27 protein-coding genes are annotated in these 24,318 nt (G+C 64.3%); 15 read left to right on the top strand and 12 right to left on the bottom strand.

All coding sequences use genetic code 11. From position 1 onward, the window contains the following. Nucleotides 1–107 precede the first annotated feature (107 nt). The 3 genes from GDH07_RS00465 to GDH07_RS00455 all read left to right on the top strand — a co-directional run bounded on the left by GDH07_RS00465 (nt 108) and on the right by GDH07_RS00455 (nt 2,147). Nucleotides 108–548, top strand: a complete 441-nt coding sequence (locus GDH07_RS00465; protein WP_152896465.1) for an EamA family transporter — start codon at nt 108–110, stop codon at nt 546–548. A gap of 179 nt (nt 549–727) precedes the next feature. After that, nucleotides 728–1,603, top strand: coding sequence for a Tim44 domain-containing protein (locus GDH07_RS00460; protein WP_053133493.1), 876 nt, complete (start codon nt 728–730; stop codon nt 1,601–1,603). Nucleotides 1,604–1,739: 136 nt separating this feature from the next. After that, on the top strand, nt 1,740–2,147 hold the full coding sequence (locus GDH07_RS00455) for an SMI1/KNR4 family protein (protein ID WP_053133490.1): 408 nt from the start codon (nt 1,740–1,742) through the stop codon (nt 2,145–2,147). A gap of 72 nt (nt 2,148–2,219) precedes the next feature. Here GDH07_RS00455 and GDH07_RS00450 read toward each other — a convergent pair whose 3' ends face one another. Then, complete coding sequence (locus tag GDH07_RS00450) at nt 2,220–3,983, bottom strand: cation:proton antiporter (protein WP_152896464.1); 1,764 nt, start codon at nt 3,981–3,983, stop codon at nt 2,220–2,222. 351 nt (nt 3,984–4,334) lie between these two features. Between GDH07_RS00450 and GDH07_RS00445 the strand changes: the two genes are divergently transcribed. Together GDH07_RS00445 and GDH07_RS00440 are read left to right on the top strand one after the other, a co-directional pair. Continuing rightward, nucleotides 4,335–4,820, top strand: a complete 486-nt coding sequence (locus tag GDH07_RS00445) for an acyl-CoA thioesterase (protein WP_031320745.1) — start codon at nt 4,335–4,337, stop codon at nt 4,818–4,820. A gap of 253 nt (nt 4,821–5,073) precedes the next feature. Continuing rightward, the gene (locus GDH07_RS00440; protein ID WP_152896463.1) at nt 5,074–6,480 is read left to right on the top strand and encodes an APC family permease; all 1,407 of its coding nucleotides are present in this window, start codon (nt 5,074–5,076) and stop codon (nt 6,478–6,480) included. A 12-nt stretch (nt 6,481–6,492) separates the two neighbouring features. On the opposite strand, the gene pdxY is transcribed toward GDH07_RS00440, so the two are convergent. Then, the gene (pdxY, locus tag GDH07_RS00435; RefSeq protein ID WP_022641947.1) at nt 6,493–7,365 is read right to left on the bottom strand and encodes a pyridoxal kinase PdxY; all 873 of its coding nucleotides are present in this window, start codon (nt 7,363–7,365) and stop codon (nt 6,493–6,495) included. A 117-nt stretch (nt 7,366–7,482) separates the two neighbouring features. Here pdxY and GDH07_RS00430 point away from each other — a divergent pair, with 117 nt between their 5' ends. Then, entirely contained in the window at nt 7,483–7,872 is a 390-nt protein-coding gene (locus tag GDH07_RS00430; protein ID WP_022641948.1) for a DUF3301 domain-containing protein, read from the top strand. 30 nt (nt 7,873–7,902) lie between these two features. Here GDH07_RS00430 and GDH07_RS00425 read toward each other — a convergent pair whose 3' ends face one another. The 4 genes from GDH07_RS00425 to dksA form a co-directional block, all read right to left on the bottom strand. Beyond that, nucleotides 7,903–8,865: a CobW family GTP-binding protein gene (locus tag GDH07_RS00425; RefSeq protein WP_053133479.1), complete on the bottom strand. Its 963-nt coding sequence runs from the start codon at nt 8,863–8,865 to the stop codon at nt 7,903–7,905. A gap of 152 nt (nt 8,866–9,017) precedes the next feature. Beyond that, the gene (locus GDH07_RS00420) at nt 9,018–9,719 is read right to left on the bottom strand and encodes a DUF1826 domain-containing protein (protein WP_085594065.1); all 702 of its coding nucleotides are present in this window, start codon (nt 9,717–9,719) and stop codon (nt 9,018–9,020) included. Then, nucleotides 9,719–10,927, bottom strand: coding sequence for a zinc metallochaperone GTPase ZigA (gene zigA / locus GDH07_RS00415; protein WP_152896462.1), 1,209 nt, complete (start codon nt 10,925–10,927; stop codon nt 9,719–9,721). The genes GDH07_RS00420 and zigA overlap by 1 nt, the downstream gene beginning before the upstream one ends. 30 nt (nt 10,928–10,957) lie before the next feature. Further along, a complete protein-coding gene (gene dksA, locus GDH07_RS00410) occupies nt 10,958–11,362 on the bottom strand; it encodes an RNA polymerase-binding protein DksA (RefSeq protein ID WP_053133473.1) in 405 nt (134 codons plus the stop codon). A 120-nt stretch (nt 11,363–11,482) separates the two neighbouring features. On the opposite strand from dksA, the gene GDH07_RS00405 reads away from it, so the two are divergent. Beyond that, a complete protein-coding gene (locus GDH07_RS00405) occupies nt 11,483–11,857 on the top strand; it encodes a glutamine synthetase (RefSeq protein WP_152896461.1) in 375 nt (124 codons plus the stop codon). A 7-nt stretch (nt 11,858–11,864) separates the two neighbouring features. On the opposite strand, the gene GDH07_RS00400 is transcribed toward GDH07_RS00405, so the two are convergent. Continuing rightward, the gene (locus GDH07_RS00400) at nt 11,865–13,085 is read right to left on the bottom strand and encodes an N-acetylmuramoyl-L-alanine amidase (RefSeq protein WP_031320747.1); all 1,221 of its coding nucleotides are present in this window, start codon (nt 13,083–13,085) and stop codon (nt 11,865–11,867) included. A 129-nt stretch (nt 13,086–13,214) separates the two neighbouring features. Between GDH07_RS00400 and folE2 the strand changes: the two genes are divergently transcribed. From folE2 to GDH07_RS00365, 7 genes are read left to right on the top strand one after another with little or no spacing between them, the layout of a single operon-like run. Beyond that, nucleotides 13,215–14,108 carry a GTP cyclohydrolase FolE2 gene (folE2, locus tag GDH07_RS00395; protein ID WP_152896460.1) on the top strand — a complete coding sequence of 298 codons (894 nt, stop codon included), beginning with the start codon at nt 13,215–13,217 and terminating at the stop codon, nt 14,106–14,108. Beyond that, nucleotides 14,108–14,776, top strand: a complete 669-nt coding sequence (locus GDH07_RS00390; RefSeq protein ID WP_053133464.1) for a metal ABC transporter ATP-binding protein — start codon at nt 14,108–14,110, stop codon at nt 14,774–14,776. The genes folE2 and GDH07_RS00390 overlap by 1 nt, the downstream gene beginning before the upstream one ends. Next, nucleotides 14,776–15,642 (top strand): metal ABC transporter permease, encoded by an 867-nt coding sequence (locus GDH07_RS00385; RefSeq protein ID WP_152896459.1) that lies wholly within the window; start codon nt 14,776–14,778, stop codon nt 15,640–15,642. The genes GDH07_RS00390 and GDH07_RS00385 overlap by 1 nt, the downstream gene beginning before the upstream one ends. Nucleotides 15,643–15,653: 11 nt before the next feature. After that, nucleotides 15,654–16,538 carry a metal ABC transporter substrate-binding protein gene (locus GDH07_RS00380; protein WP_152896458.1) on the top strand — a complete coding sequence of 295 codons (885 nt, stop codon included), beginning with the start codon at nt 15,654–15,656 and terminating at the stop codon, nt 16,536–16,538. Next, entirely contained in the window at nt 16,535–16,978 is a 444-nt protein-coding gene (gene hisI, locus GDH07_RS00375) for a phosphoribosyl-AMP cyclohydrolase (RefSeq protein ID WP_152896457.1), read from the top strand. The genes GDH07_RS00380 and hisI overlap by 4 nt, the downstream gene beginning before the upstream one ends. Beyond that, on the top strand, nt 16,968–17,528 hold the full coding sequence (locus GDH07_RS00370; protein ID WP_022641958.1) for a gamma carbonic anhydrase family protein: 561 nt from the start codon (nt 16,968–16,970) through the stop codon (nt 17,526–17,528). The genes hisI and GDH07_RS00370 overlap by 11 nt, the downstream gene beginning before the upstream one ends. Before the next feature lie 2 nt (nt 17,529–17,530). After that, a complete protein-coding gene (locus tag GDH07_RS00365; RefSeq protein WP_152896456.1) occupies nt 17,531–18,865 on the top strand; it encodes a dihydroorotase in 1,335 nt (444 codons plus the stop codon). A 16-nt stretch (nt 18,866–18,881) separates the two neighbouring features. Here the strand turns inward: GDH07_RS00365 and GDH07_RS00360 are convergent, their stop codons facing one another. Further along, nucleotides 18,882–19,406, bottom strand: a complete 525-nt coding sequence (locus tag GDH07_RS00360; protein ID WP_022641960.1) for a DUF3617 domain-containing protein — start codon at nt 19,404–19,406, stop codon at nt 18,882–18,884. Nucleotides 19,407–19,548: 142 nt separating this feature from the next. Here GDH07_RS00360 and cls point away from each other — a divergent pair, with 142 nt between their 5' ends. Further along, on the top strand, nt 19,549–20,988 hold the full coding sequence (cls, locus tag GDH07_RS00355) for a cardiolipin synthase (RefSeq protein WP_152896455.1): 1,440 nt from the start codon (nt 19,549–19,551) through the stop codon (nt 20,986–20,988). A 9-nt stretch (nt 20,989–20,997) separates the two neighbouring features. Here cls and cfaB read toward each other — a convergent pair whose 3' ends face one another. The 4 genes from cfaB to bufA2 all read right to left on the bottom strand — a co-directional run bounded on the left by cfaB (nt 20,998) and on the right by bufA2 (nt 24,208). Then, nucleotides 20,998–22,185 (bottom strand): C17 cyclopropane fatty acid synthase CfaB, encoded by a 1,188-nt coding sequence (gene cfaB / locus GDH07_RS00350; RefSeq protein WP_152896454.1) that lies wholly within the window; start codon nt 22,183–22,185, stop codon nt 20,998–21,000. 90 nt (nt 22,186–22,275) lie between these two features. Continuing rightward, on the bottom strand, nt 22,276–23,058 hold the full coding sequence (locus GDH07_RS00345; protein ID WP_152896453.1) for an HvfC/BufC N-terminal domain-containing protein: 783 nt from the start codon (nt 23,056–23,058) through the stop codon (nt 22,276–22,278). Then, nucleotides 23,049–23,894 (bottom strand): MNIO family bufferin maturase, encoded by an 846-nt coding sequence (bufB, locus tag GDH07_RS00340; RefSeq protein ID WP_152896452.1) that lies wholly within the window; start codon nt 23,892–23,894, stop codon nt 23,049–23,051. Before bufB ends, GDH07_RS00345 begins: the two co-directional genes overlap by 10 nt. Before the next feature lie 62 nt (nt 23,895–23,956). Then, entirely contained in the window at nt 23,957–24,208 is a 252-nt protein-coding gene (bufA2, locus tag GDH07_RS00335) for a BufA2 family periplasmic bufferin-type metallophore (protein ID WP_085594036.1), read from the bottom strand. Nucleotides 24,209–24,318 lie beyond the last annotated feature (110 nt).

Raw genomic sequence — 24,318 nt, 5'->3', positions numbered from 1 at the left:
TTTCAAGGGCCTGCTAATCTCCCGACAAGAGCCGGCATGCCGGTGAAGGCGCACTCTGCCCCTTCATCGACAAGCCGGGCCCATACCGCAATAAAGGAAGCACGAGCATGGGTTCAGGCTTTTTTTCATCGTGGACATTCTGGGCCATGCTATCGGCCGTTTTCGCTGCATTGACGGCGATCTTCGGCAAAATCGGCATCGAGAACGTCAATTCCGACTTCGCTACCCTGCTGCGCACCGGGGTGGTGCTGGTGAGCCTGGCCTTGATTTTGTACGCAACGGGCCAATATCAGTCCCTGGAATCGATTTCTGCCAAGAGCTACCTGTTCCTGCTGCTGTCCGGGCTGGCCACCGGAGCTTCCTGGCTGTGCTATTACCGCGCCCTGAAACTGGGCCCCGCCTCGCTGGTGGCGCCGGTGGACAAGCTCAGCGTGGTGATCGTCGCGGTCATCGGCGTGGCCCTGCTGGGAGAGAAGCTCGATCTGCGGCAGTGGAGCGCCATCGGCCTGATCACCGCCGGCGTGGTGCTGCTGGCGGTCCGTCGCTGAACGACTGCGGGATGGAACCGGACCGCCCTCGGACGGACAAATCCATATCGGCGAGCATGATTCCAGGCCGGACCAAAGCAGGTTGGCCAGGCAAAAGCCCGAAACATTATGCCGCTCGCTACTGACACGTCACCTGTGCAATATGGCGCGCGTGACATCCACAAATGGGAATCCCCTTTATGAAACGTTTTCTTAGCATCGCCATGGCGTTGTGCATCGGCCTGACGATGAGCCTCGACGCCAACGCCAAGCGCTTCGGCGGCGGCAAAAGCGCCGGCGCTGCCCCGACTCACCAGACTCGCCAGGCGGCCCCCAGCGCACCGGGCGCTCCTGCCGCTGCAGCCACCGCTGGCGCAGCCGGTGCCGCGGGCGCCGCAGCCAAGGCTGGCGGTGCTTCGCGCTGGCTCGGCCCCCTGGCCGGCATCGCCGCCGGCGGCCTGCTGGCCTCCATGTTCATGGGCGGCGGCTTCCAGGGCATGCAGATCTTCGACATCCTGATCATGGCGGTCATCGCGTTCGTGATCTTCCGCTTCATCGCCGCCCGTCGTCGCAAGCAGCAGGAGCAGTTCGCCCCGGCTGGCCACGCGCCGATGCAGCGCGAAGCCTTCCAGCCCCAGGCGCCTGCCGGCGGCTCGATCTTCGGCGGCTCGGCGGCTCCGGCCGCACGCCCGGTGATCAACGCTCCGGCCTGGTTCAACGAAGAGCGCTTCGTCGAAGCCGCGCGCAACCACTTCCAGTCCCTGCAGCAACACTGGGACGCCAATGAAATGGACAAGATCGCCGAGTTCGTGACCCCGCAGATGCTGCAGTTCCTCAAGCAGGAGCGCGCCGACCTGGGCGACGGCTTCCAGTCGACCTACATCGACAACCTGCAAGTGCAGCTCGAAGGCGTGGACGACCGTGCCGACAAGACCATCGCCACCCTGACCTTCAGCGGTGTATCGAAGACTTCGCGCTTCGACCAGGGCGAAGCGTTCAGCGAAAGCTGGAACATGGAACGCGCCCAGGGCGACAACCAGCCTTGGCTGGTGGCAGGTATCCGCCAGAACGGCTGATTCATCCTGCTGTCACAGCTGTAATGCAAAACCCCGACTCAGGTCGGGGTTTTGCATTTCCCGATTGCACTTATAGCGAGCTACTGTATAAACCGCCGTCAACCAACCGCGCCATAGAGCTAAGAGGACCCAGGCCGTGGAAGAAGTCATCGAACAACTCCGAGAAGCCAACGAACCGGTACCCGTGCCCCTGGAGCTGCCGGACGAAGACCTGCTGGTGGAAATCGAGGAACAGCTGTTCATCAATATCCCGTTCGTCTTCAAAGAGTTCCTGTTGACGGTCAGCGATGTGGTCTACGGCAGCCTGGAGCCGGTCACCGTCACCGATCCGCAATCGCACACCTACCTGCCCGACGTGGCGGCGAACGCCTGGGACATGGGCGTGCCCCGGGACCTGATCCCGATCTGCCAGGACGGCGATGATTACTACTGCGTAGAAGAAGACGGCACCGTGGTGCTGTGGTCCGGCGAGGAAGAGCTGATCACCGAGGATTCCTGGGAATCGGTGTGGCACTGGGTGCGGGACGTCTGGCTGGAAAGCTGAAACCATGACGCCGTGACCAGCTCGGTCGCGGCTCCGGATCCCTCGCCAGTGCCCTGCTGGCGAGAGGCAGGGTCAATGCCCGCCACCATCCTTGCTCTGGTCGAAGGTCTCGATCAACGCCACCTGCATCCGTGTATGCACGCGGATGAACCAGCGCCACAGCAGCGCCACCACCGCCGCCGCCACGATCGCCACCAGTACCAGCAGCTCCAGGGTCGGCAGGATGCTCGCCGACAACGCCGACAGCAGCAGGAAGATCACCAGCAACGACAAGACCGGGATCACCTCGGCGATCACCCGCCGCACCCGCTGGGTATGCCGCCCGGCCATTTCCGCCTTCACCCCCATCTCCGCCAGCAGCATCGATAGCGCCTTGAGCTTGCGATAGGCGGCGATCAGGAACGGCAGCGACAGCAGCAGCGCACCACCCCAGATCAGCGCCTTCTGCCAGCCCGGATCACTGATCCAGTCCTGCAGGTAAGTGCCGATGCGCCTGGAGAAGTAACTGCCCGAAAAGAAGATTGCCACCACCAGCGCCAGGTTGACCCCTACCTGCAGCAGGATCTTGCGGATCATCGACGCCAACAGCGCGCCCTCGCCCTGGGGCTGAATACTGCGCAACCATTCGCCGTACATTCCCAGCACCCGGCTCAGTCGCTTGGGCAGCACCGCCGACAGCTTCAACGACAGCGGGTCGGCGGCCTTGATCAGGTAGGGGGTGAGCAGGGTGGTAATGGCCGAAACCGCCACCGCCACGGGATAGAGGAAGTCGCTGGTGACCTGCAGGGTCATGCCAAGGGCGGCGATGATGAATGAAAACTCGCCAATCTGTGACAGCCCCATCCCCACTCGCAACGAAGTACGCCCATCGTTACCCGCGATGAAGGCGCCCATGCCGCAGGACAGCATCTTGCCCAATACCACCGCCACGGTGATCACCGCGATTGGCCAGGCGTACTGGAGAAGAATCTGCGGATCGATCATCAGGCCGATGGCCACGAAGAAAATCGCGCTGAACAGGTCGCGAACCGGTTCGATCAAGCGTTCGATCTTCATCAACTGACGGGACTCGGCCATGATCGCGCCGATCAGGAACGCCCCCAGCACCATGCTGTATTCCAGGCGTACCACCAGCAGGCAGAATCCGAAGCACAAGCCCAGCACGGTGATCAGCAGCATCTCGTTGCTGTCGAACTTCGCCACGTAGGCCAGCAGGCGCGGCACCAGCAGGATGCCGATCACCAGCGCCACCACCATGAACAGCGACAGCTTGCCCACCGTGGAGAACACCTCGCCGGAACTCACCGTGCCGCTGACCGCGATACTCGACAGCAGGGCGATGATGCCGATCCCCAGGATGTCCTCGACGATCAGCACGCCGAAGATCAGCTGGGCGAAGCGTTCGTTCTTCATCTTCAGGTCGTTGAGCGCCTTGACGATGATGGTGGTGGAAGAGATGGCCAGGATCGCCCCGAGGAACAGCGAATCCATGGTGCTCCAGTCGAACCAGCGGCCGATCTCGTAGCCGATCCAGATCATCAGGACGATTTCCAGGAACGCCGCGATGAACGCCGTGGCGCCCACCTTGAACAGCTTGCGCAGGCTGAATTCCAGCCCCAGGCAGAACATCAGGAAGATCACCCCGAGCTCGGCCAGGGTCTTGATGGTCTGCTCGTCGTGGATCAGCCCGAAAGGCGGGGTATGGGGCCCGATGATGAAGCCCGCGGCGATATAGCCCAGCACCACCGGCTGCTTGAATCGATGAAAGAGAACGGTCACCACACCCGCGACCAGCATGATCACGGCCAGGTCCTGAATGAAACTGATGGCATGCATGACCTAGGTTCTCCTTGAATGTTGGACGGGGGCCATCCTCGGGGAGAGCGTTTGAAAAGCCGCCTGCGCTGGCGTCAGTCGCTGCCTTGTCAGTGATCCCTGAAAAAGAAAGGTCCGATCTGTCGAAAGAAAGTGCTCTGCAAGAGCGATGAAAAACCCCTGGAACGGGTGTTTTGCAGGGTAACACTGCGACTTCCAGGCGGAAGGCGGTGCAATATATGGAAACAGATCCACCGGAGCGTGACGGCGCGGCACAGACCGGCGTCCCGTTATCGATGGCTTGAAATCCCTTTGGAGCAAGCGCCCGAGAGAGGTGCTCCAGCAACCCCTGCCCTGACCCGTGAGCGTGCTATGGAACCCGGAAACGCCCAACTGTCGATGACAGTATTGATGACCCCCGACATGGCCAACTTCTCTGGCAATGTCCACGGCGGCACCCTGCTCAAGTACCTCGACGAGGTCGCCTACGCCTGCGCCAGCCGCTATGCCGGCCGCTACGTGGTGACCCTCTCGGTGGACCAGGTGATCTTCCGCGAGCCGGTGCATGTCGGCGAGCTGGTGACCTTCCTGGCCTCGGTCAACTACACCGGCAACACCTCCATGGAGGTGGGCATCAAGGTGGTGACCGAGAATATCCAGGAGCGCTCGGTGCGCCATACCAACAGTTGTTTCTTCACCATGGTGGCGATGGACGATCAGCGCAAACCGGCCCCGGTTCCACCGCTGCAACCACAGACCGCCGACGGCAAGCGTCGCTACATCCAGGCCCAGCAGCGCCGGCAGATCCGCCAGGAACTGGAAAAGCGCTACCAGGAGATCAAGGCCGACGGCCCATGATCGCCAACCGCTGATCCCGCCGGACCACGGACGGTCCCCCTGCCCCCGAACAGCCAGCGCTCTCCCCCCTCGCTCCAGCCCCCATTTCCCCAAGGCCGTATATACGGTCATCCCGAATGGCCATATCGATCCCTTTTTGACCACTTAGAGGGTTATACCGGCCCGATAGCGCTGCCAGAATCATCATGCAAGGCACAAACGCACTCCCTGCCCCGGGAGCCTTCGAGCCAACGAACGCGTGAGAACAATAACAATGCCCAGCGCCAATCCCCTGCCCAGCAGTCCGTCTCTGTCGTCTGCCAACAACCTCGGCGACTTCACCCACAGTGCCCAAGGCACCGCGCTACGGCGCATCCTCGGCTTGCCGGCCCTGGTGTTCTTCGGCCTGGTGTACATGGTGCCGCTCACCGTCTTCACCACCTACGGCGTGGTCACCCAGATGACCGGCGGGCGTACCGCAGCCGCCTACGTGATCACTCTCCTGGCGATGCTCTTCACCGCCCGCTCCTACAGCGTGATGGTCAAGAAATATCCAATTGCCGGCTCGGCCTACTCCTATGCCAGCTTGAGCTTCGGCCCGGGGATCGGCTTTCTTGCCGGCTGGTCGCTGCTGCTCGACTACCTTTTCCTGCCGATGATCAATTACCTGGTGATCGGTTTGTTTCTCAACCTGGCCTTTCCCGTCGTGCCCGCCTGGGTGTTCGTGGTGGCGACCATCGTCCTGGTGACCCTGCTGAACATCCGGGGCATCGGCTCGGTATCGAGCATGAGCAACCTGATCGTCTGCGCCCAGCTGGTATTCGTCGTGGTGTTCCTGGCCCTGGTGGTGCGCCAGTTGGCCGGTGCCCCGGAGCTGGACCTCGGCGCTCCGTGGAGCGGCGATGGCAGCCAGCCCGGGCTGTTGCCATTGATGGCGGGAGCGGCGGTGCTGTGCCTGTCGTTCCTGGGCTTCGATGCGGTGTCGACCCTGGCCGAGGAAACCCGCGACCCGCGCCGGGACATTCCCCGGGCCATCCTCATCACCACCCTGGGCGCCGGCCTGCTGTTCATCCTGCTGGCCATGGCCAGCCAGCTGGCATTCCCCGGTAGCCGTTTCGACAACGCCGACTCGGCCGCCAGCGAAGTCATGCTGCGCACCGGCGGACGCTTCCTGGAAATGTTCTTCACCGCCACCTACGTGGCTGGCGCAGCGGGCTCGGCGCTGGCGTCCCAGGCCTCGGTCTCGCGCATCCTGTTCAGCATGGGCCGCGACGGCATCCTGCCGCCACGGGTGTTCGGCACCCTCTCGGAGCGCTACAAGACGCCGGTGACGGCGATCGTGCTGATTTCGCTGGTATCGCTGCTGGCAGTGGTGATCGACCTGACCACCCTGGCGTCGATGATCAGCTTCGGCGCGCTGGTGGCGTTCTCCGTGGTCAACCTGGCGGTGATCAAGAGCCACCTGGGCCAGGGCCAGCCACGCAGCGCCGAGTACCTGCTGCGCTACGGCTTGCTGCCGTTGATCGGCTTTGGCCTGATCGTCTGGCTCTGGACCAGCCTCTCGGCCCTGACCCTGGGCATCGGCCTGGCCTGGTTCGCCCTGGGCCTGGGTTACCTGGCCGTACATACCCGGGGCTTTCGGCAACCGGCGCCGACGGTGCAATTCTCCGAGCAAGCCTGAGGCAGGGGCCGATCAAATGCCGATCGGCACGGCCTCGAAACGTACCCGGGGATGGGCGATACGATCCTGGGCGCGCACCAGTTCCAGCTCGTAGCTGGCGCAGGCCTGGGTTTCCAGCAACACCTCGTGCACAGCCGCGGCGGTGAACTCGAACGCCGCCACCAGGCTGTCGCCCAGCAGCACCCGGGCCAGGAACAGGCCCGAAGTCAGGTCGCCCACCCCCACCGGCTGACGCGGGAAGGCCAGCAGCGGACGCCGCAGGTGCCAGCTGCCGTCGGCGGTCACCAGCAGCATCTCGAAGCCGTCGGCCAGCTTGCCGGGGTAGTCCAGGTGCTTGACCAGCACGGCCTTGGGCCCCCTTTCCAGCAGCGAGCGAGCCATGGCCAGGCAATCGAACAACGATTGCGGCTTGCGCCCGCAGAAGCTGTCCAGTTCCAGCTGGTTGGGACAAAGGAAATCCGCCATGGCCGCCGCCTCGTCGAGCAGGAAGTCGCTGACTTCCTCCGGCACGATGCAGCCCTTCTCCGGGTGGCCCATCACCGGGTCGCACAGGTACAAGGCCTTGGGATTGACCGCCTTGATCCGCGCCACGCCGCTGAGGATCGCCCGGCCCTGGGCCGCGCTGCCCAGGTAGCCGGAGAGGATCGCGTCGCAGTTGCCCAACTCGCCGATGGCGGCGATGCCCTCAACCAACTCGGGAATCTGCCTGGGCGCCAGCACTTCCCCGGCCCATTGGCCATACTGCGTGTGGTTGGAAAACTGCACCGTGTTCAAGGGCCAGACATTCACCCCCACCCGCTGCATGGGAAATACCGCAGCGCTGTTACCGGCGTGGCCGAAAACCACATGGGACTGGATCGCAAGCAGGTGGGGCGTACGTTTCATGCAGGATTTTCCATAGAACCGGGAGAATTCAAGCCGCGCAGTATGCGACTAAACGCAGCCTGTACGACAGACCGGAGACGCAGTTAAGCTGATGTCACTTCGTTGGAGCACACCTTCATGCTGACCCTTGAAAACATCTTTGTCTTGATGTTGCTGGCAACCGGCGCTGCCTGGTTGTGGCACAACCACGGCCTGCGCGAGCGGGCACTGGAGCGGGTCAAGCAGCATTGCGCCCGGCTCGATATCGAACTGCTGGACGGCAACGTGGCCCTCAAGCGCATCGGCTTCGTCAAGGATGCCAAGGGCCGCCGGCGCCTGGCGCGGATCTACAATTTCGAGTTCACGGTGACCGGCGAGACCCGCCATTCGGGGACCATCACCCAGTTCGGCGCCCATAGCGCGCATATCGAGCTGGCGCCCTATCCCTTTGAGGTCAAGGAGCCACTGCCCAGCGCCGAGATCATCGAACTGAGCCAGTGGCGCGAAGAGCACCGCAAGCGTAACTGATCACTTCTTGAACAGCCCTCGTTCGCGCCGCTACAGGCGGCACTGCGCCAGGCTGGCTTGCAGCGCGGTCACATCCTGAGGCTCTGCGAAGATCAGCTCCAGGCGCGAATCCCGCCGCCACTCGCTGGGCAGCCAATTAAATGGCGAGTTATCCAGGCCATTGCCCGAACGCCAACCCTCGGTGCTATGGATCACCAGCTTGGCCCGACGCCAATCGAGGTTCTGTAGCCAGTGATCGATCCGCGCCAGGTCGAACTGCTGGCCCGGATGCCAGCGCCAACCGATGCTCCAGCCATCCTCCTGGGCCTGGCTGAGGCAGATCGGCTGCGTCGGATCACTCCACACCGCTGGTAGTTGCGCCAGGCCATGGGGCAGCTCGGGCGGCTCCAGGGCAGCCTGGGCAGTGACGCTCAACCCCGGCAGCTCGGCCAGCGGCAACGCCGCGTGGCGTGTCCAGAACAGCGGCCGCCCCGGCAGCAACTCCAGCACCCGCAGCCGATCGTCGGCGCTGAGCAGTTCATCCTTGTTCAATACCAGCAGGCCCGCTTCGGGCAGCGCTTGCGACTGCGCCGCCGGCAACGGCTGGCCCGCAGCCAGGGCCTGGGCGTCGAGCACCAGCACGCATGGCTGCAAAGCCAGCACGCCTTGCCAGGGCGCCTGCGCCAGCTGCTTGAGCAGTTGCACCGGATGACCGAGACCGGAGGGTTCGATGAACAGCCGATCGGGCTGGGCCTTGCGCAGCAGACGCCCCAATCCGACCTGGAACGGCGCACCGCTGACGCAGCACAGGCAGCCACCGGCCACCTCACCAAAGGCGATACCGTCGTCATCACGGCTGAGCAAGGCTGCATCCAGGCCGATCTGGCCGAACTCGTTGATCAATATCGCCCAGCGTTCGTTGGCCGGCCGCTGCTCCAGCAGATGGCGAATCAGGCTGGTCTTGCCGGCGCCCAGGGGCCCGGCAATCACGTGGGTGGGGATGTTCTGCAGCATGGGGGAGAAATCCGAAAAAGCCGTGAAGCGATGCTACGCCCTTCCCGGCCCTGGCGAAAATCCGCTCGCCTGTAGCCTTCTGCGCACAAGCGCTACCTGGGGCCCGGGATAGCCCCGGCGCCGAAGCTTGCGCAACCTGCGGCAGCGGCCTGTCAGCCCAGCCAGTCCAGGGTCAGGATCAACCGGCGCTCGCCGGGCGCTGGCTGCGGGGACCGATGAATCAGGCCGAAGCCTTCGTTGCCATGCCACTTCTCCCCCTTGAACAGCGCGACCGCGCCGCTGGCGATCTGCTGGATCAGCACCGGATCCCGGGGCTCAGCCTCGGGTTGGCCCAGTTGCCGGCGATCCATTGCGCCTTCGCGCAGCCATTGACTACCAATACCGGCATAGGTGGTGATCAGGCGCATCGGTACATGATCGACGTGGAAACGCGGACACATGGCCTTGTCCAGCACCCGCAAGCGCAAACCTACGCGGCGGGCGCCCAGCAGGCAGGAAAAAGCACTGACCAACCAGGAAACATCGGCGATAAAGCCGTCATATCCCTGCAAATCGCTGAATCCTGACGCCAACCCGCGCAAATTCGGCACCGCGTCCTCGTCGGCCAATTCCAGGCTCAGGGACTCCGCCAGCGGCTCGTTCAACGACAGCAGCAGCTCGCCGAAGTCTGCGATATGCGCCGGTAACCGGCGCTGCCAGAGGCCGAGGTTGACCTCATCGGCGAGCACTTCGGCCAGCACCGCCGGGGTCGAGCCGATCGCCGGTCGCCGGGCCGCCCTCGCTCGTCCGGCCAGCAGGGGCCAGGCCGCTGGACGCCTGGCCAACGGCGTCAATGGCGCGCCCAAGGCCAGCATCAGGCGGCCTCCTCGTCATGCCAGGGGCCAAACGGATCGGCCAGCAAGCTCCAGGCCTCGACGCCCAGGGCCATTTCCCCGTCATCGAGCAGGCATTGGTCCAGCTCGGCGGTGAGTTGGGCAAAGTCGATGTTCTGGCCGATGAACACCAGCTCCTGGCGGCAGTCGCCGGTGGCGGGAGTCCAGTTGTGCATGATCGCCGCCGTGCCTTCCTCGTCCTGGGGCCAGTGCTGCTTGGGCACGAAGCGCCACCAGCGGCCGGCGAAGCCATGGCGCATCAGGCCGCCGGCCTGGGACCAGCTGCCCGCCTCCTGGTACTTGCTGGCGAGCCAGAAGAAGCCCTTGGAGCGCAGCAACTTGCCGTTGCTCCAGGGCCGGTTGATGAAATCGAAGAAGCGCTGCGGATGAAACGGTCGCCGGGCCCGGTAGGCACTGGAGGCGATACCATATTCCTCGGTTTCCGGCACGTGCTCGCCCCGCAGTTCCTGCAACCAGCCCGGCGCCTGGGCCGCTCGCTCGAAGTCGAAGCGGCCGGTATTGAGGATCTTCGCCAGCGGTACCTGGCCCATGACCATGGGGATGATCTCTGCCTGGGCATTGAGCCGCGCCAGGATCGCCAGCAGTTCCTGGCGCTCTTGGCTGCTGATCAGGTCGATCTTGCTCACCAGGATCACATCGGCGAACTCCACCTGCTCGATCAGCAGGTCGGTGATCGAGCGCTCGTCTTCCTCGCCCAGGGTTTCCCCCCGCGAGGCCAGGCTGTGCGCGGCCTGGTAATCCACCAGGAAGTTCATGCCGTCGACCACGGTGACCATAGTGTCGAGCCGCGCGATGTCCGCCAGGCTCTGGCCGGACTCATCTCGGAAGGTGAAGGTTTCCGCCACCGGCAACGGTTCGGAAATACCGGTGGATTCGATCAGCAGGTAGTCGAAGCGGCCGTCCCGGGCCAGCTTGCCCACCTCTTCCAGCAGGTCTTCGCGCAGGGTGCAGCAGATGCAACCGTTGCTCATCTCCACCAGTTTTTCTTCGGCGCGATTGAGGCTGACATCACGCTGTACTTCGCTGCCGTCGATGTTGATTTCACTCATGTCATTGACGATCACCGCCACCCGCAGGTTGTCGCGGTTGCGCAGCACATGATTGAGCAAGGTACTTTTGCCGGCGCCGAGAAAGCCGGACAGCACGGTAACGGGAAGACGTTCGGTCATGGGTGGTTCCTCATCAGGTTCGCGGCTGGCTCAAAGCGCCCGTTGATGGCGTTCGCGCAGCTCTTGGCGTTCTTTGGCTTCGATACACAAGGTGGCGGTGGGCCGTAGCAGCAAGCGCCGCAGGCCGATGGGCTCGCCGGTATCGCGGCACCAGCCGTATTCGCCACGGGCCAGGCGCTCCAGGGCTTCATCGATCTTGTCCAGCAGCTTCTTTTCCCGTTCCAGCAGGCGCAGTTGCCATTGATGCTGTTCCTCGGCGCTGCCGATATCCGCCGGGTCGCTGTGGACCTCCTGCTCGCGCAGCAGGTCGAATTCGCCGCAGATGCGTTCCTGCAATTCATTGCGCTGTGCCAGCAGCAGTTCGCGGAAGAAGCCTTGCTGGGCTTCGTTCATGTAGTGCGTATCGGGCTGGGCGAGCAGGTCTTGTTCAGTCATGGCGGGTCACGGATCGGGCTTGTTTTAATGTTATATTATAACAATGCAGTTTCGCCAACCTTCTCTTGCCCGACATGACGAAGGGCGCGATGCTGCGCTCCTGCCGCCTTGAGAATCGCCATGCGCCCATTCCTGCCTGCCCTGCTTTGCGGCTTGCTGCTCACCGGCCACGCCGCAGCCGCCGCCCCCGACAGCCTGGCCAACTGCACCCGCAGCGCCAACCTGCTGGCCTGCGTCGATCCGCAGGGCAACGCCTATAGCGTCGCCACCGCCGGCAACACCCTCTACCTGCGGGGCTTCGAAGTGATCGGCAAGCGCTACTGGGCCCAGACCAGCAGCCGCTACGGCCAGCTGACCTTCTTCACCGGCCTGGCCTCCGACGGCGAGGCCTGGGTTGGCTACAGCCAACGGGTGGGCTGGACCACCCGCAACCGGTTCTCCAGTTCCGGCGGCAGCCGTGGGCAGTTCACCTGCAGCCGCCTCACTGGTTGCTGAGGGCGGACTAGGCCTGATGGTTCCTGGTTTCCTGGAGCCAGGCCATGTAGCTGTTGACCGGCGGGTTCTTCTCGAAGTAACGCTGCAAGCCCTGGAACAGGCCATCGGCGATCGCCTGCTGGTGCCGCGCGGTCACCAGGCGCTGACTGTCACGACTGTTGGAAATGAAGCCGGTCTCCACCAGGATCGATGGCACGTCCGGGGACTTGAGCACCGCGAACCCGGCCTGCTCCACGCGCTTCTGGTGCAGGCTGGTGATCCCCGACAAGCTATCGAGCACCGTGCCACCCAACTGCAGGCTGGCGGCGATGGTGGCGTTCATCGACATATCCAGGATCACCCCCGCCAGCATCGGATCCTTGTCCTTGAGATTGAGCAAGCTGCTGGCCCCTAGCAGGTCGACACCGTTTTCCCGCTGGGCCATGAAACGCGCAGTGGCCGACGTCGCCCCGCCTTCGGACAGGGCGAACACCGAGGCCCCCGAAGCGGTCAGGCGCGGCGCGGCATCGGCATGTACCGAAATGAACATGTCGGCCTTGTGCTTGCGGGCGATCTCCACCCGCTTGCGCAGGGGCACGAAGAAGTCGTCATTGCGCACCAGCTTCACGTCGAAACCCTTCTCGCGCTTGAGCCGCTTGGCCAGCAGTTGGGCGATGGACAGCACTACGTCCTTCTCGCGCTCGCCCCTGGCGCCCACGGCTCCCGGGTCCTTGCCGCCATGCCCAGGGTCCACCACCACGATGATGTCGCGCTTGGGATGGGCCCGGTCCGCCGGGGCCTGGGGTTTGGCAGCAGGGACCGCGGCTGCGGCGATGCCGGGAGCGACCCGGGTACTACTGGCCAAATCCAGCACCAGGCGATGACCCTGGCCATCCTGGGGCGGCAACAGGAAGCTGTTGAGCTGCACGGGCTGGTTCAAGTCGAGGACGATCCGCGTGTCGCCCTGGCCGAAGTGTCCGGACCGGATCGAGCGGATCACCGTGTTGGCCAGGGCCAACTGGCTGAAGTCACCATTCAGGCGCGCGCCGCTCAGGTCGACGATCAGCCGCTCGGGAGCGCTCAGGGTGAAGGTCTTGTAGTGCACCGGACCACTCAGATCCAGCACCAGGCGCAGCTTGTCGGCGGAGTTCCACAGCCGCGCACTTAGGATCTGCGTAGCCCCGACACTCCAGGGGAACACCAGGGCCGTACCGGCCAACAAAAGGTTGAGCAATTGACGTCTATGCATGGCGACTACCGCAGATAAAGGAGCGTCCGTACTCACAAGGCAGGGTGAATGACCGTTGAGGAAAAACTTTCCATCGACTGTATTGTTATAATATAACATGTCGAATCTTTTCCAACGACGGACCTGCTCATGAACGCGCTGACTCTGCCGGATATCGCCGCGCAGGCCTCACGCCAAGCCTTGCCACTGGACTGGGTCGGCATGTGTGGCATCGCCTTACCTGTAGTGATAGATGGCCAGCGAACCGCCGCCCTGGCCGACGCCGGGGTCAGCCTCGACGATGGCGAGGCCCGGGGCATCCACATGTCTCGCCTGTACCTGGCCCTGGAGATGCTGGAGCAGCAGAACCTAAATCCGGCCTTGCTGCGCCGGGTGCTGCAACGCTTCCTCGACAGCCATGAAGGCCTGGCGCAACACGCCTACCTGCGCCTTCACCTGGACCTGCTGCTCAAGCGTCCAGCCTTGGTCAGCCCATTGGCTGGCTGGAAGCGCTATCCGCTAAGCATCGAAGCGCGTTTGAAAAATGCGATGTTCCACGTGGAACTAAAACTCGACGTGCCCTATTCCTCAACGTGCCCCTGCTCTGCAGCGCTTGCTCGGCAGCTTATCCAGCAGCAATTCGTCGACGACTTCGCCAACAAGACCTTGCAACATGCCGAAGTCCTGGCCTGGTTGGGGTCGTCCCAAGGCATCGTCGCCACGCCCCACAGCCAGCGCAGCCACGCTGAACTGCGCCTGCAACTGGACAACTTCGTCGACGAATTACCGCTGATCGCGGTGATCGACGACGCCGAGAACGCCCTGGGCACCGCCGTGCAAACCGCCGTAAAACGGGCCGACGAGCAGGCCTTTGCCCTGGCCAACGGACAGAACCTGATGTTCTGCGAAGACGCCGCTCGCCGCCTCAACCTGGCCCTGCGCCGCTCTCCCGGAATCAACGCCTTCGCCCTGCGAGTGGTACATGCAGAAAGCCTGCACGCCCATGACGCCGTGGCGGAAAGCCGCTGGAACTGGGAGGCCTGATGCTGCGCTGCCACGCCTTGCGCTGGGGGCCGCCAGGCCAGCCCCTGACTCCACCGCTGGATCTGCATCTGGCGAGCGGCAGCCTGAGCGCGATCATTGGCGCCAACGGCTCGGGTAAAAGCAGCTTGCTGAAAGTCTTCGCCGGCCTGCAAAAGCCGCTCTCGGGAAAGGTGGAGCGCAGCGAGCCCGGCCGTGGCGGCCTGGCTTTCCTGCCCCAGCAACAACACCTGGACCGGCAGTTCCCCATCAGCCTGGCGGAACTGGTACTCGCCGGCCTGTGGGGCAAGCGCGAGAGCGCTGCGCGCCGGGCGTACAAACTTGAAGAGGTGCTCATCGACTGGCAGCTGCAAGGCCTGGAGAAACGTCCGTTGATGGCCCTGTCCGGCGGAGAGCTGCAACGCGCGCTGCTGGCCCGGTTGACCCTCACCGAAGCGCCCTTGCTGTTGCTGGACGAACCCCATGCCGCCCTCGACGAGTCCGGGCAGGCTCTGCTTTGGCAGCACCTGCATCGTTGGCACGCCCAGGGCCGCACCCTGGTGGTGGTCTGCCATGACCTGCCCGCGGTGCGCCAGCATATTCCCCAGGCCCTGCTGCTCAAGCACAGCGGCTGTGTGTTCGCCCCCAGCCATGAGCTGATCACCCACAGCCCGCCTGGGCAGGTGGCTTGATGCACCTCATCAGCCACCTCTGGCACCCCTTCAACGAGTTCATGTTCATGCGCCGAGCTTTGCTAGGCGGCCTGCTCCTGGCCTGTAGCACCGCTCCCCTGGGTGTGTTCCTGATCCTGCGGCGCATGAGCCTGATCGGCGATGCGGTGGCCCACGGCATTCTCCCCGGGGCGGCCCTGGGCTTCTGGTTCTCTGGCCTGAGCCTGCCGGCACTGACCCTCGGGGGGCTTGGCGCGGGACTGGGCATGGCCGGGTTGGCGGCCTGGATCACCCGGCGCACCGGGCTACGGGAAGACGCCAGCATTGCGGCCATCTACCCGATCTCCCTGGCCGCCGGCGTGTTGATTCTGGGGCTGGCCGGAAAGCGCCTGGATCTGCTGCACCTGTTGTTCGGCTCAGCCCTGGCAGTGGATGGGCCGACCCTGGACGGCATGTTGATCGTCTCGGTCGTCAGCCTGCTGGCCATGGCCCTGATCTACAGGCCACTGCTGCTGGATACCCTCGATCCGCTGTTCCTGCGCAGCGTCAGCCGACTCGGCCCCCTGGCCCATGGACTGTTCCTGACCCTGGTGGTGCTCAACCTGGTGATCGGATTCCAGGCCATCGGGGCCTTGATGGTGGTGGGCCTGATGATGCTGCCAGCCGCCGCTGCGCGTTTCTGGAGCCGGCGCCTGCCAGCACTGATCGGTATCAGCGCAGCCCTGGGCTGCCTGTCGGTGTGGCTCGGCCTGTTGCTGTCGTTCCACTACTCGCTGCCCAGCGGCCCGGCCATCGTGCTGATAGCCGGCGGCTTGTACTTGCTGTCGGTGGTGTTCGGTCCGGTCCACGGCCTGCTGCACCGCCCGCCCCTGCCTTCATCCCTGTGAGGTTCTTGCCGATGCGCGCCCTACTCGTGCTGTCCAGCCTGCTGCTGTCCCTGTGCTTATCCAGTGCCCAGGCGGCGGACAAAATTGCCGTGGTCACCAGTTTCAGCATTCTCGCCGACATGACCCGCGAGGTCGGTGGCGAGCACGTACGGATCAGCAACCTGGTGGGTGCCGACGAAGACGCCCACACCTATGAACCCACGCCGGACGATGCCAAGGCCCTGCTCGGTGCCCGGCTCATCATCAAGAACGGCCTGGGCTTCGAACCCTGGCTCGACCGCCTGGTCGCCAGTACCGCTACCCCGGCCACCGTGATTACCGCCAGCCGTGGCGTGATCCCGCGCAGCCTGGAAGAAGACGGCGAGAAGATCCCCGACCCTCACGCCTGGCACAACCTGGCCAACAGCGAACTTTATGTGAACAACATCACCAAGGCGCTGATCGCCGCCGACCCGGCCCATCGCAGCGACTATGAACGCAACAGCCAGGCCTACCTCAAGCGCATCTACCAGCTGCTGGCCGAAGCCAAGGCCAAGCTCGGCGCCCTGCCGCCGGGCAATCGGCGGATCGTCACCTCCCACGATGCCTTCGGTTACCTGGGCCAGGCCTACGGTATCGAGTTCCTCGCACCCCAGGGCCTGTCCACCGAGCGTGAGCCCTCGGCGGCGGAAGTCGCCGCGCTGATCACCCAGATCCGCGCAGCCAAGGTCAAGGCGGTGTTCATGGAGAACATCAAGGACGCGCGCCTGCTCAAGCAGATCGCCGCAGAAAGCGGCGCGCGCATCGGCGGCACCTTGTATTCCGATGCGCTGGCCGCCAGTGGCCCGGCGAACACCTTCACCGGCCTGTTCCAGGCCAATCTCGACACTCTGTACCAGGCCCTGAGCCAGCCATGAACCCGACTCCACCGCTATCGCTGCTGGACCTGGAAGCTGCACCCCGGGGCAGCCGCTGGCCATTGGCCGAGGTGCTCGATGCCCTGCCCTGGAACGCCGACGGCCTGATCGCCGCCATCGCCCAATGCCACGACAGCGGCGCCGTGCTGATGCTGGCCTGGATGAATCGCCAAGCCCTGGCCGAGACCCTGGCCAGCGGCCAGGTCTGCTACTGGTCGCGTTCGCGCCGCTGCCTGTGGCGCAAGGGCGAGAGTTCCGGGCATCGCCAGCGCCTGGTGGAGGCTCGCCTGGATTGCGACGGCGATGCCGTGCTGTTGCTGGTACAGCAGAGCGGACCGGCCTGCCACACCGGGCGCCCCAACTGTTTCTACAACGCCATTCGCGATGGCGCGGTGGAAGTCATCAGTTCTCCCTTGAAGGACCCGCGCCATGATCCGTAAGAACCCATCCGGCGACCTGCCGGTGATCGCCGAATCCGCCTACGTGGACAAGACCGCCATCATCTGCGGCAAGGTGGTGATCGGCGAGAACGTCTTCGTCGGCCCCTATGCCGTGATCCGCGCCGACGAGGTGGATGCCGACGGCCAGATGGAAGCCATCACCATCGGCGCCAATTCGAACATCCAGGACGGCGTGGTGATCCATTCCAAATCCGGCGCGGCGGTGACCATCGGCCAGTACAGCTCCATCGCCCACCGCTCCATCGTCCACGGTCCATGCGTGGTCGGTGATCGGGTGTTCATCGGTTTCAACAGCGTGCTGTTCAACTGCGTGGTCGGCGACGGCAGCGTAGTGCGTCACAACTCGGTGGTGGACGGACGCGACCTGCCCCAGGGTTTCTACGTACCCTCCACCACCCGTATCGGGCCCAAGACCGACCTCGGGCAGTTTCCCCCGGTGAGCGTCAGCGCCTCGGAGTTTTCCGAGGACGTGGCGCGTACCAACGTCGACCTGGTGCGTGGCTACAAGGCCCTGCAGAACGAGTTTTGAACATGGGCCGAATCCTCATCCGCAACGCCCGCCTGGTGAACGAGGGCCGACAGTTCGAGGCCGACCTGTTGGTACACAACGGTCGCATCGAAACCATCGGCAGCCTCGACCACCTGAGCGCCGAGCTGGAGATCGACGCCCAGGGCCAGTGGCTGCTGCCGGGCATGATCGATGACCAGGTGCACTTTCGCGAACCCGGCGCGCCGGACAAGGGCAGCTTGCACAGCGAGTCACGGGCGGCGGTGGCCGGCGGCATCACCAGCTTCATGGACATGCCCAACACCTCGCCCGCGACCCTGACCCTCGAGGCGCTGGAAGACAAGCAACGCCGCGCGGCCAAACACTCGGTGGCCAACTACGGTTTTCACTTCGGGGTCAGCAACGACAACCTCGACATCATCGCCGCCCTCGATCCCACTACCGTAGCCGGGGTCAAGGTGTTCATGGGCGCTTCCACCGGCAACATGCTGGTGGACGACCCCCAGGTGCTGGATCGCTTGTTTCGCCAGGTGCCGACCATTCTCCTGGCCCACTGCGAACACACGCCGAGCATCCAGGTCCGCCAGCAACGCTGGCAGCAGTTGTATGGTGAACAGATTCCCGCCGCCGCCCATCCACGCATCCGCGACGCCGACGCCTGCTATCGCTCCTCATCCATGGCCGTGGCCCTGGCCAGGCGCCACGGCACCCGCCTGCATGTGCTGCACCTGACCAGCGCCCGGGAACTGGCGCTGTTCGAGGACCGGCCCCTGGCACAAAAGCGCATCACCGCCGAAGTCTGCGTGCATCACTTATTGTTCGATGACCGGGATTACTCACGCCTGGGGCACCTGATCAAATGCAACCCGGCGATCAAGTCCCAGGCTGACCGCGATGCCCTGCGCCAGGCCCTGAACAGCCAGCGCCTGGATGTCATCGGCACCGACCATGCGCCCCACACCTGGGCGCAGAAGCAACTGCCCTACACCCGCGCCCCAGCCGGGCTGCCACTGGTGCAACACGCGCTGCCAGCGCTGCTGGAGCTGGTGGCCGACGGCGTGCTGCCGCTGACCACCCTGGTGGAGAAGACCAGCCACCGGGTGGCCGACCTGTTCGCCATTCCCGACCGTGGCTACCTGCGAGAAGGCTACTGGGCCGACCTGGTGCTGGTTCGCCCGGAACCGTCAGGCCAGGCGGTGGACGAGCAACCGATCCTGGCCCGCTGCGGCTGGACGCCCTTCAGTGGCCAGCGCTGGCGGCATAGCGTGAGCACCACCCTGGTCTCCGGGCAGCTGGCCTGGCACCAGGGCCGCTTGAACGAGGATTGCCAGGGCTTGCCCCTGCGCTTCACCCGCTAGCCGCCCTGCCCTGGGCTCAGGAAGCGCGCGGCTTGACCGTGCCGCAATCCTGGCCGAGCCACACTGCACGGGTATCCATGCTGCCTTTCTGCTGCATGCCGGTGGCGTTGAAGGTGCCGATCACGTTGGTGGTGAATTCACGGTCGCTGATGAACTTCGCCACGCCACTGCCCTGGGCCTTGGGACAGCTGAAGCGAAACTTCCACTGGTTACCGTTGCGCTCGGTGACTTGCTGCTGGCAACCCGATTGCGGGTCCTGCAGCGGGATGGTGTCGGACTTCACCTGCTCCGGGGTCAGGCAAACGCGAATACCCTTGCCGCCCATGGTCACGCCCTGCTTTTCCAGCATGGCCCGCTGCTGCGGGGTCATCTGTTGCTGCAACTGGCCGAGGATCAGCGACAGGTCCGGCAGGTTCTGGTCATCGATCTTCATGTTGCTGCTGGTCAGCTCCCACAAGCCCGGCTGCAGCACCTGCGCCTGCGCCACCACCGGCAGCGCCAACCCCGCAGCCAAGGCCCAACCCAGTAAACGAAGTTTCATCGAATGACTCCTAGACAATAGTGGCCGTTAGACTTCGGCCAGGGCCCGGCGTTGCATGGGCAAGAAAATAGCGACATTCGCCCAGGATCGTGGTCTGTTAACGGATACCCCGGCATCGAATCTTCAGGAGCATGGCTGCCCCATGGATTATTTTGGCCCACACCCTTTCGGTTATCTCATCGCACTGCTGCATTTTCTCGGGTTGATCGCCGCAATCCATGCAGTGCTCACGGTCCGCACCGCCCAAGGCGCCATCGCCTGGGCCCTGTCGTTGCTGTTCATGCCCTACCTGACGCTGATTCCCTACCTGGTATTCGGCCGCAGTACTTTCGATGCCTACATCCAGGCCCGGCGCCAGGCCAACGTGGAAATGCACAAGGCCATCAACGACCTGAACTGGCGTCCCTGGGTCGAAGAAGCCCTCACCGCCCGCGCGTCCAAGGCCTACGCCGCACTGCGGGCCATGCCCAAGCTGGGGCGCATGCCCTGCCTGGCCAATAACCAGGTGCGGCTGCTGGTCAACGGCGATGCTACCTTCGAGGCGATCTTCAATGCCATCCGCCGCGCCCACAAGTCGGTGCTGATCCAGTTCTTCATCATCCACGACGACGAACTGGGCCGGCGCCTGCAGCGCCTGTTGCTGGAGAAGGCCCGGGAAGGCGTGACAATCCACCTGCTGTTCGACCGCATCGGCAGTCACTCGCTACCGGCCAGCTATGTGCAGACCCTGCGCGACGCTGGAGTCCAGGTACACGCCTTCGCCACCCGCAGCGGCTGGCTCAACCGCTTCCAGGTCAACTTCCGCAACCATCGCAAGATCGTGGTAGTGGACGGCATGCTGGGTTTCGTCGGTGGGCATAACGTGGGCGATGAATACCTGGGCCTGAAGCCGCCCCTGGCGCCCTGGCGCGATACCCATGTGCAAGTCGGCGGCCCGGTGGTGGCCTGCCTGCAGGAGTCATTCGCCGAAGACTGGTTCTGGGCCACCCGCGAGCTGCCGCCGCTGATCCTGCCGGACACCTACCCCGATGGCGGCGTGCTCTGCCAGCTGCTGGCCAGCGGCCCGGCCGACGCCTACGAAACCTGCTCGCTGTTCTTCGTCGAGGCGATCCACGCCGCCACCGAACGGGTGTGGATCACCAGTCCGTATTTCATTCCCGATGAAGCGGTGTTCGCGGCCCTGCGCCTGGCGGTATTGCGCGATGTGGATGTGCGCATCCTGCTGCCGGCACGCCCGGATCATCGCATCGTCTATGCCGCTTCCAGCCTGTACGCCTTCGAGGCGGTGCGCGCCGGAGTGCGGGTGTTCCGCTACCAGCCCGGCTTCCTGCACCAGAAAGTGGTGTTGATCGACAACGAGATCAGCGCCATCGGCAGCGCCAACCTGGATAACCGTTCGTTCCGGCTGAATTTCGAAGTGATGCTGCTGACCGTGGACGAAGGCTTCGCCACTCAGGTGCAGGACATGCTTGAAGCCGACTTCGCCAGGGCGCGGGAAGTGGCCAAGGAAGAAAGCCGCCAGACCCACCGCCTGCAACAACTGGGCATGCGGGTCGCGCGGCTGATTTCTCCGATCCTGTGAAGACGGCCCTTATGGGTTGTAGAGGTCGTCGCGGGTCCATGGCAGTTCATGGCTGCCATCGGCGTGGGCTTTGACCGCAAGGATCTGGTGCAGGTTGATCCAGCCCTTGGCGAAGGCGTAGGCGCAACCTGCCAGGTACAACCGCCAGATCCGCAGCGCCTGCTCCGGCACTTGCTTGGCCGCGGCCTCCAGGTTGTCCTCCAGGCGCTCGCTCCAGTGATCCAGGGTGCGCGCGTAATGCAGGCGCAGGCTTTCCACATCGACGATTTCCAACCCGGCCTCGCTGATCTGTGCGGAGATCATCGACAGGTGCGGCAGCTCGCCGTTGGGGAAGACATAACGCTCGATGAAGTCCCCTGCTCCCCGGCCAACGGGGCGGCCGTCGGTGTGCTTGGCGGTGATTCCGTGGTTCATCACCAGGCCGCCTTCACGCACGGCGCCGAACAGGGTCCGGCAATATTCCGGCAGGTTGGCGTGGCCCACGTGCTCGAACATGCCGACGCTGACCACCTTGTCGAAGCGGCCATCCTGGGGCAGGTCGCGGTAGTCCAGCAATTGCAGTTCCACCAGGTCTTCCAGGCCCTCGGCCTTGACCCGCTCACGGCCCAGGGCCAGTTGTTCCTTGCTCAGGGTGATGCCGAAGACCTTGGCGCCGAACTCGCGGGCGGCATAGCGGGCCAGCCCGCCCCAGCCACAGCCGACGTCCAGCAGGTAGTCGCCCGGTTGCAGCCGCAGCTTGCGGCACAGGTGGCGGAACTTGGCCTGCTGGGCTTGCTCCAGGGTCTCGCTGCCGGTCTCGAAGTAGGCACAGGAATACGCCATGTCGCTATCCAGCCAGAGCTGGTAGAAGGCATTGGACAGGTCGTAATGGTAGGAAATGGCGGCGGCATCGGTGGCCTTGTCGTGCAGCGAACGCACGGGCTGGTCGCCTTCGTCGTCATCCAGCAGGGCCTGGCTCAGTTCATCGCAGACCCGGATGACTTCGCTGATGGAGCCCTCGAGCTCCAGCTTGCCCTCGACGAACGCGCCCCCCAGCGCATCCAGGCTTGGGTGGGTGAGCTGCGCGACCAGCTGTGGGTCCTTGACCACGATGGTGACGTTGGGCTCGGGCCCGAGATTGAACTCATGGCCGTCCCAAAGTCGCAGCCGCAAGGGCAATTGCAGATTCTGTAAGGCCGGTGGAAGTTGCGCGAGCATGGAAAATCCCCCCTTGTTCAGACGTCTGGAATGAGGGTAGACCATCCCTGAAAATTAGCAGGCTATCGATCTGATAGCGGTTTTCTATGATCAGCTGTGCTGCACCAAGCCATCCTCGACCCACTGTTTCAGCCAGGACGCCGCCTGCAATGGGGCTCCCTCTTCATAAGTGACGGCCAGCTCGGCACAGAGTTCCGCGAAACTCCACTGCCCTGCGCTCATGCCCCGCAATGCCCGGGCCTCGTCAGTTGCCAGGCTGCGATACCGGCAGATCCGCTGCGCACGCCACACCAGGCAGACCTGCTCTTGTTCAAGTAAAGCAGGCAGGGGGAAATCCGCCCGGTCCTTGACCGCCCGCCACTGCGCCAGGCTGTTGTAGCGCAGCGCCAGCCACTGCACGCATGGCGCCAGGCGCAATTGCAAACCGGGCCATTGCCCCGGCGCCAGGGCCGCCATGGCCGCTACATCCAGCACCGCCGCCTCAGGGGCATCGAACGCCAGGGTGAAGGCCCATTCCAGGCGCGCCAGCTCAGCCAGGGGCAGGCCCTGCTCGGCCGGCAGATGCTCCTGGAGAAAATCGGCGAACCCCTGCCCCAGCCAGCGCAGGCTGAAATGCCGGGACGGCGAGCGCTCCAGGTAGGCAGCGACCAGAGCGCTGAACTGCTGGTCGCCAAGCCAGTGGCGGATGCTGGGGAAGTCGCTATCCATTACCTCCTGCAGTCGGGCCCGATAGGCGTGGTGGTAGATCGCCAGGCCGCTGGCGACATCCAGGCTCGGCCCGCCCACCAGGCTGTGCTGCAACCCTGGCTCGGCCACTGGCTGCCCGCCCAGCAGATAGCGCTCGAAAGCCCGCTGCCAATCGTTCAGGCGCATCGCTGCCTCCCGGCCAGGGCTTGCTGCCCCAACTCCCGGGCCTTGCCCAGTTCGGCGAGCAACTGCTCAAGTGGCGGCAACTGATCGTCACGCTCCAACAATGTCGCCACCGGCCCCAGGTGTTCGAGGGTGCGCTGGTACAGCGCCCAGACCGGATCGCACACTGGCTGGTCGTGGGTATCGATCACGTAGTCGCCATGGTCCTGGTGGCCGGCCAGGTGCAGTTGGCGTATTCGCTTGGGCGGCAGCCCCTTGATGAACTGCCAGGGATCGAAACCATGGTTGCGCGAGCTGACATAGACATTGTTCACGTCCAGCAGCAGCTCGCAGCCACTGAGCTGGCTCAAGGCCGAGAGGAATTGCCACTCGCTGAATTCGTCGTTCGCGGCCCGCACATAACTGGAGACGTTCTCCAGCACCAACGGCCGCTCCAGCACCTCCTGCACCTCACGCACCCGGCCGGCCACGTAGTGCAGGCTTTCCTCGGTATAGGGCAACGGCAACAGGTCGTGCAGGTGATGGGCATTGCCCCGGCTCCAGCACAGATGGTCGGAAATCCAGGCAGGATGTACTCGCCCGGCCAGCGTCTTGAGCTGCGCCAGGTAATCGTGGTCCAGGGAGTGGGGGCCGCCGATGGACAACGACACCCCGTGCATCACGATGGGGTAGCGCTCGGCGATGGCATCCAGGTAATACAGGGCCTTGCCGCCCTGGACCATGAAGTTCTCGGACACCACCTCGAACCAGTCCACCGCTGGGTGCTCATCGAGGATCTGCTGGTAATACGCACTGCGCAGGCCCAGGCCATAACCCAGGCAAGAAGGAACATCGGACATCGCCAACTCCTCGCCGAGTGGCCGCAGCAGGCGTCCCCACCGCGGCAGCACTCGATCGCCGTTTACTCGCCGACCTTGCCGCCGGCCTTGTCACAGGCCGCCTGGGTCATGACCTTGAAGCCCTGGCCCTTGCAGGCGCCCATGCCCTTGCAGGCGTGGTCCTTGGTCTTGCAGTCGTTCTGGCCTTTGCAACCGTTGACGCCGTAGCAGTGCACCTGGGCATCGGCAGCCATCGCCTGGGTGGCGACGCCGGCGAACAAGCCAGCAGCAGCGAAAGCCAGGGCGGCGCCGGCAGCGGTTTTCTTCATGTTCATCTTGGGTTTCCTCTAGTAGTCGATCGCAAGGGTGGTGCCGGGGCGGCCTGAGCAGCCCCGTCATGTCACTAGAGAAAGGAAGGCTCCCGGCGTTACAGCCGGGATAAAAA

The organism is Pseudomonas piscis (genome assembly GCF_009380155.1).
Taxonomy (GTDB): Bacteria; Pseudomonadota; Gammaproteobacteria; order Pseudomonadales; family Pseudomonadaceae; genus Aquipseudomonas; species Aquipseudomonas piscis.
This window is presented reverse-complemented; position numbering and strand designations above follow the sequence as displayed.

Coding starts and splice junctions, on each gene's coding strand:
- GDH07_RS00465 (WP_152896465.1), top strand. CDS start 108: ATGGGTTCAGGCTTTTTTTCATCGTGGACATTCTGGGCCATGCTATCG.
- GDH07_RS00380 (WP_152896458.1), top strand. CDS start 15,654: ATGCGCGCCCTACTCGTGCTGTCCAGCCTGCTGCTGTCCCTGTGCTTA.
- GDH07_RS00420 (WP_085594065.1), bottom strand. CDS start 9,719: ATGCTGGCCTTGGGCGCGCCATTGACGCCGTTGGCCAGGCGTCCAGCG.
- pdxY (WP_022641947.1), bottom strand. CDS start 7,365: ATGAAACGTACGCCCCACCTGCTTGCGATCCAGTCCCATGTGGTTTTC.
- dksA (WP_053133473.1), bottom strand. CDS start 11,362: ATGACTGAACAAGACCTGCTCGCCCAGCCCGATACGCACTACATGAAC.
- GDH07_RS00385 (WP_152896459.1), top strand. CDS start 14,776: ATGCACCTCATCAGCCACCTCTGGCACCCCTTCAACGAGTTCATGTTC.
- GDH07_RS00365 (WP_152896456.1), top strand. CDS start 17,531: ATGGGCCGAATCCTCATCCGCAACGCCCGCCTGGTGAACGAGGGCCGA.
- cfaB (WP_152896454.1), bottom strand. CDS start 22,185: ATGCTCGCGCAACTTCCACCGGCCTTACAGAATCTGCAATTGCCCTTG.
- GDH07_RS00425 (WP_053133479.1), bottom strand. CDS start 8,865: ATGCTGCAGAACATCCCCACCCACGTGATTGCCGGGCCCCTGGGCGCC.
- folE2 (WP_152896460.1), top strand. CDS start 13,215: ATGAACGCGCTGACTCTGCCGGATATCGCCGCGCAGGCCTCACGCCAA.
- GDH07_RS00450 (WP_152896464.1), bottom strand. CDS start 3,983: ATGCATGCCATCAGTTTCATTCAGGACCTGGCCGTGATCATGCTGGTC.
- cls (WP_152896455.1), top strand. CDS start 19,549: ATGGATTATTTTGGCCCACACCCTTTCGGTTATCTCATCGCACTGCTG.
- GDH07_RS00370 (WP_022641958.1), top strand. CDS start 16,968: ATGATCCGTAAGAACCCATCCGGCGACCTGCCGGTGATCGCCGAATCC.
- bufB (WP_152896452.1), bottom strand. CDS start 23,894: ATGTCCGATGTTCCTTCTTGCCTGGGTTATGGCCTGGGCCTGCGCAGT.
- GDH07_RS00445 (WP_031320745.1), top strand. CDS start 4,335: ATGGAACCCGGAAACGCCCAACTGTCGATGACAGTATTGATGACCCCC.
- bufA2 (WP_085594036.1), bottom strand. CDS start 24,208: ATGAACATGAAGAAAACCGCTGCCGGCGCCGCCCTGGCTTTCGCTGCT.
- hisI (WP_152896457.1), top strand. CDS start 16,535: ATGAACCCGACTCCACCGCTATCGCTGCTGGACCTGGAAGCTGCACCC.
- GDH07_RS00345 (WP_152896453.1), bottom strand. CDS start 23,058: ATGCGCCTGAACGATTGGCAGCGGGCTTTCGAGCGCTATCTGCTGGGC.
- GDH07_RS00405 (WP_152896461.1), top strand. CDS start 11,483: ATGCGCCCATTCCTGCCTGCCCTGCTTTGCGGCTTGCTGCTCACCGGC.
- zigA (WP_152896462.1), bottom strand. CDS start 10,927: ATGACCGAACGTCTTCCCGTTACCGTGCTGTCCGGCTTTCTCGGCGCC.
- GDH07_RS00360 (WP_022641960.1), bottom strand. CDS start 19,406: ATGAAACTTCGTTTACTGGGTTGGGCCTTGGCTGCGGGGTTGGCGCTG.
- GDH07_RS00430 (WP_022641948.1), top strand. CDS start 7,483: ATGCTGACCCTTGAAAACATCTTTGTCTTGATGTTGCTGGCAACCGGC.
- GDH07_RS00460 (WP_053133493.1), top strand. CDS start 728: ATGAAACGTTTTCTTAGCATCGCCATGGCGTTGTGCATCGGCCTGACG.
- GDH07_RS00390 (WP_053133464.1), top strand. CDS start 14,108: ATGCTGCGCTGCCACGCCTTGCGCTGGGGGCCGCCAGGCCAGCCCCTG.
- GDH07_RS00400 (WP_031320747.1), bottom strand. CDS start 13,085: ATGCATAGACGTCAATTGCTCAACCTTTTGTTGGCCGGTACGGCCCTG.
- GDH07_RS00440 (WP_152896463.1), top strand. CDS start 5,074: ATGCCCAGCGCCAATCCCCTGCCCAGCAGTCCGTCTCTGTCGTCTGCC.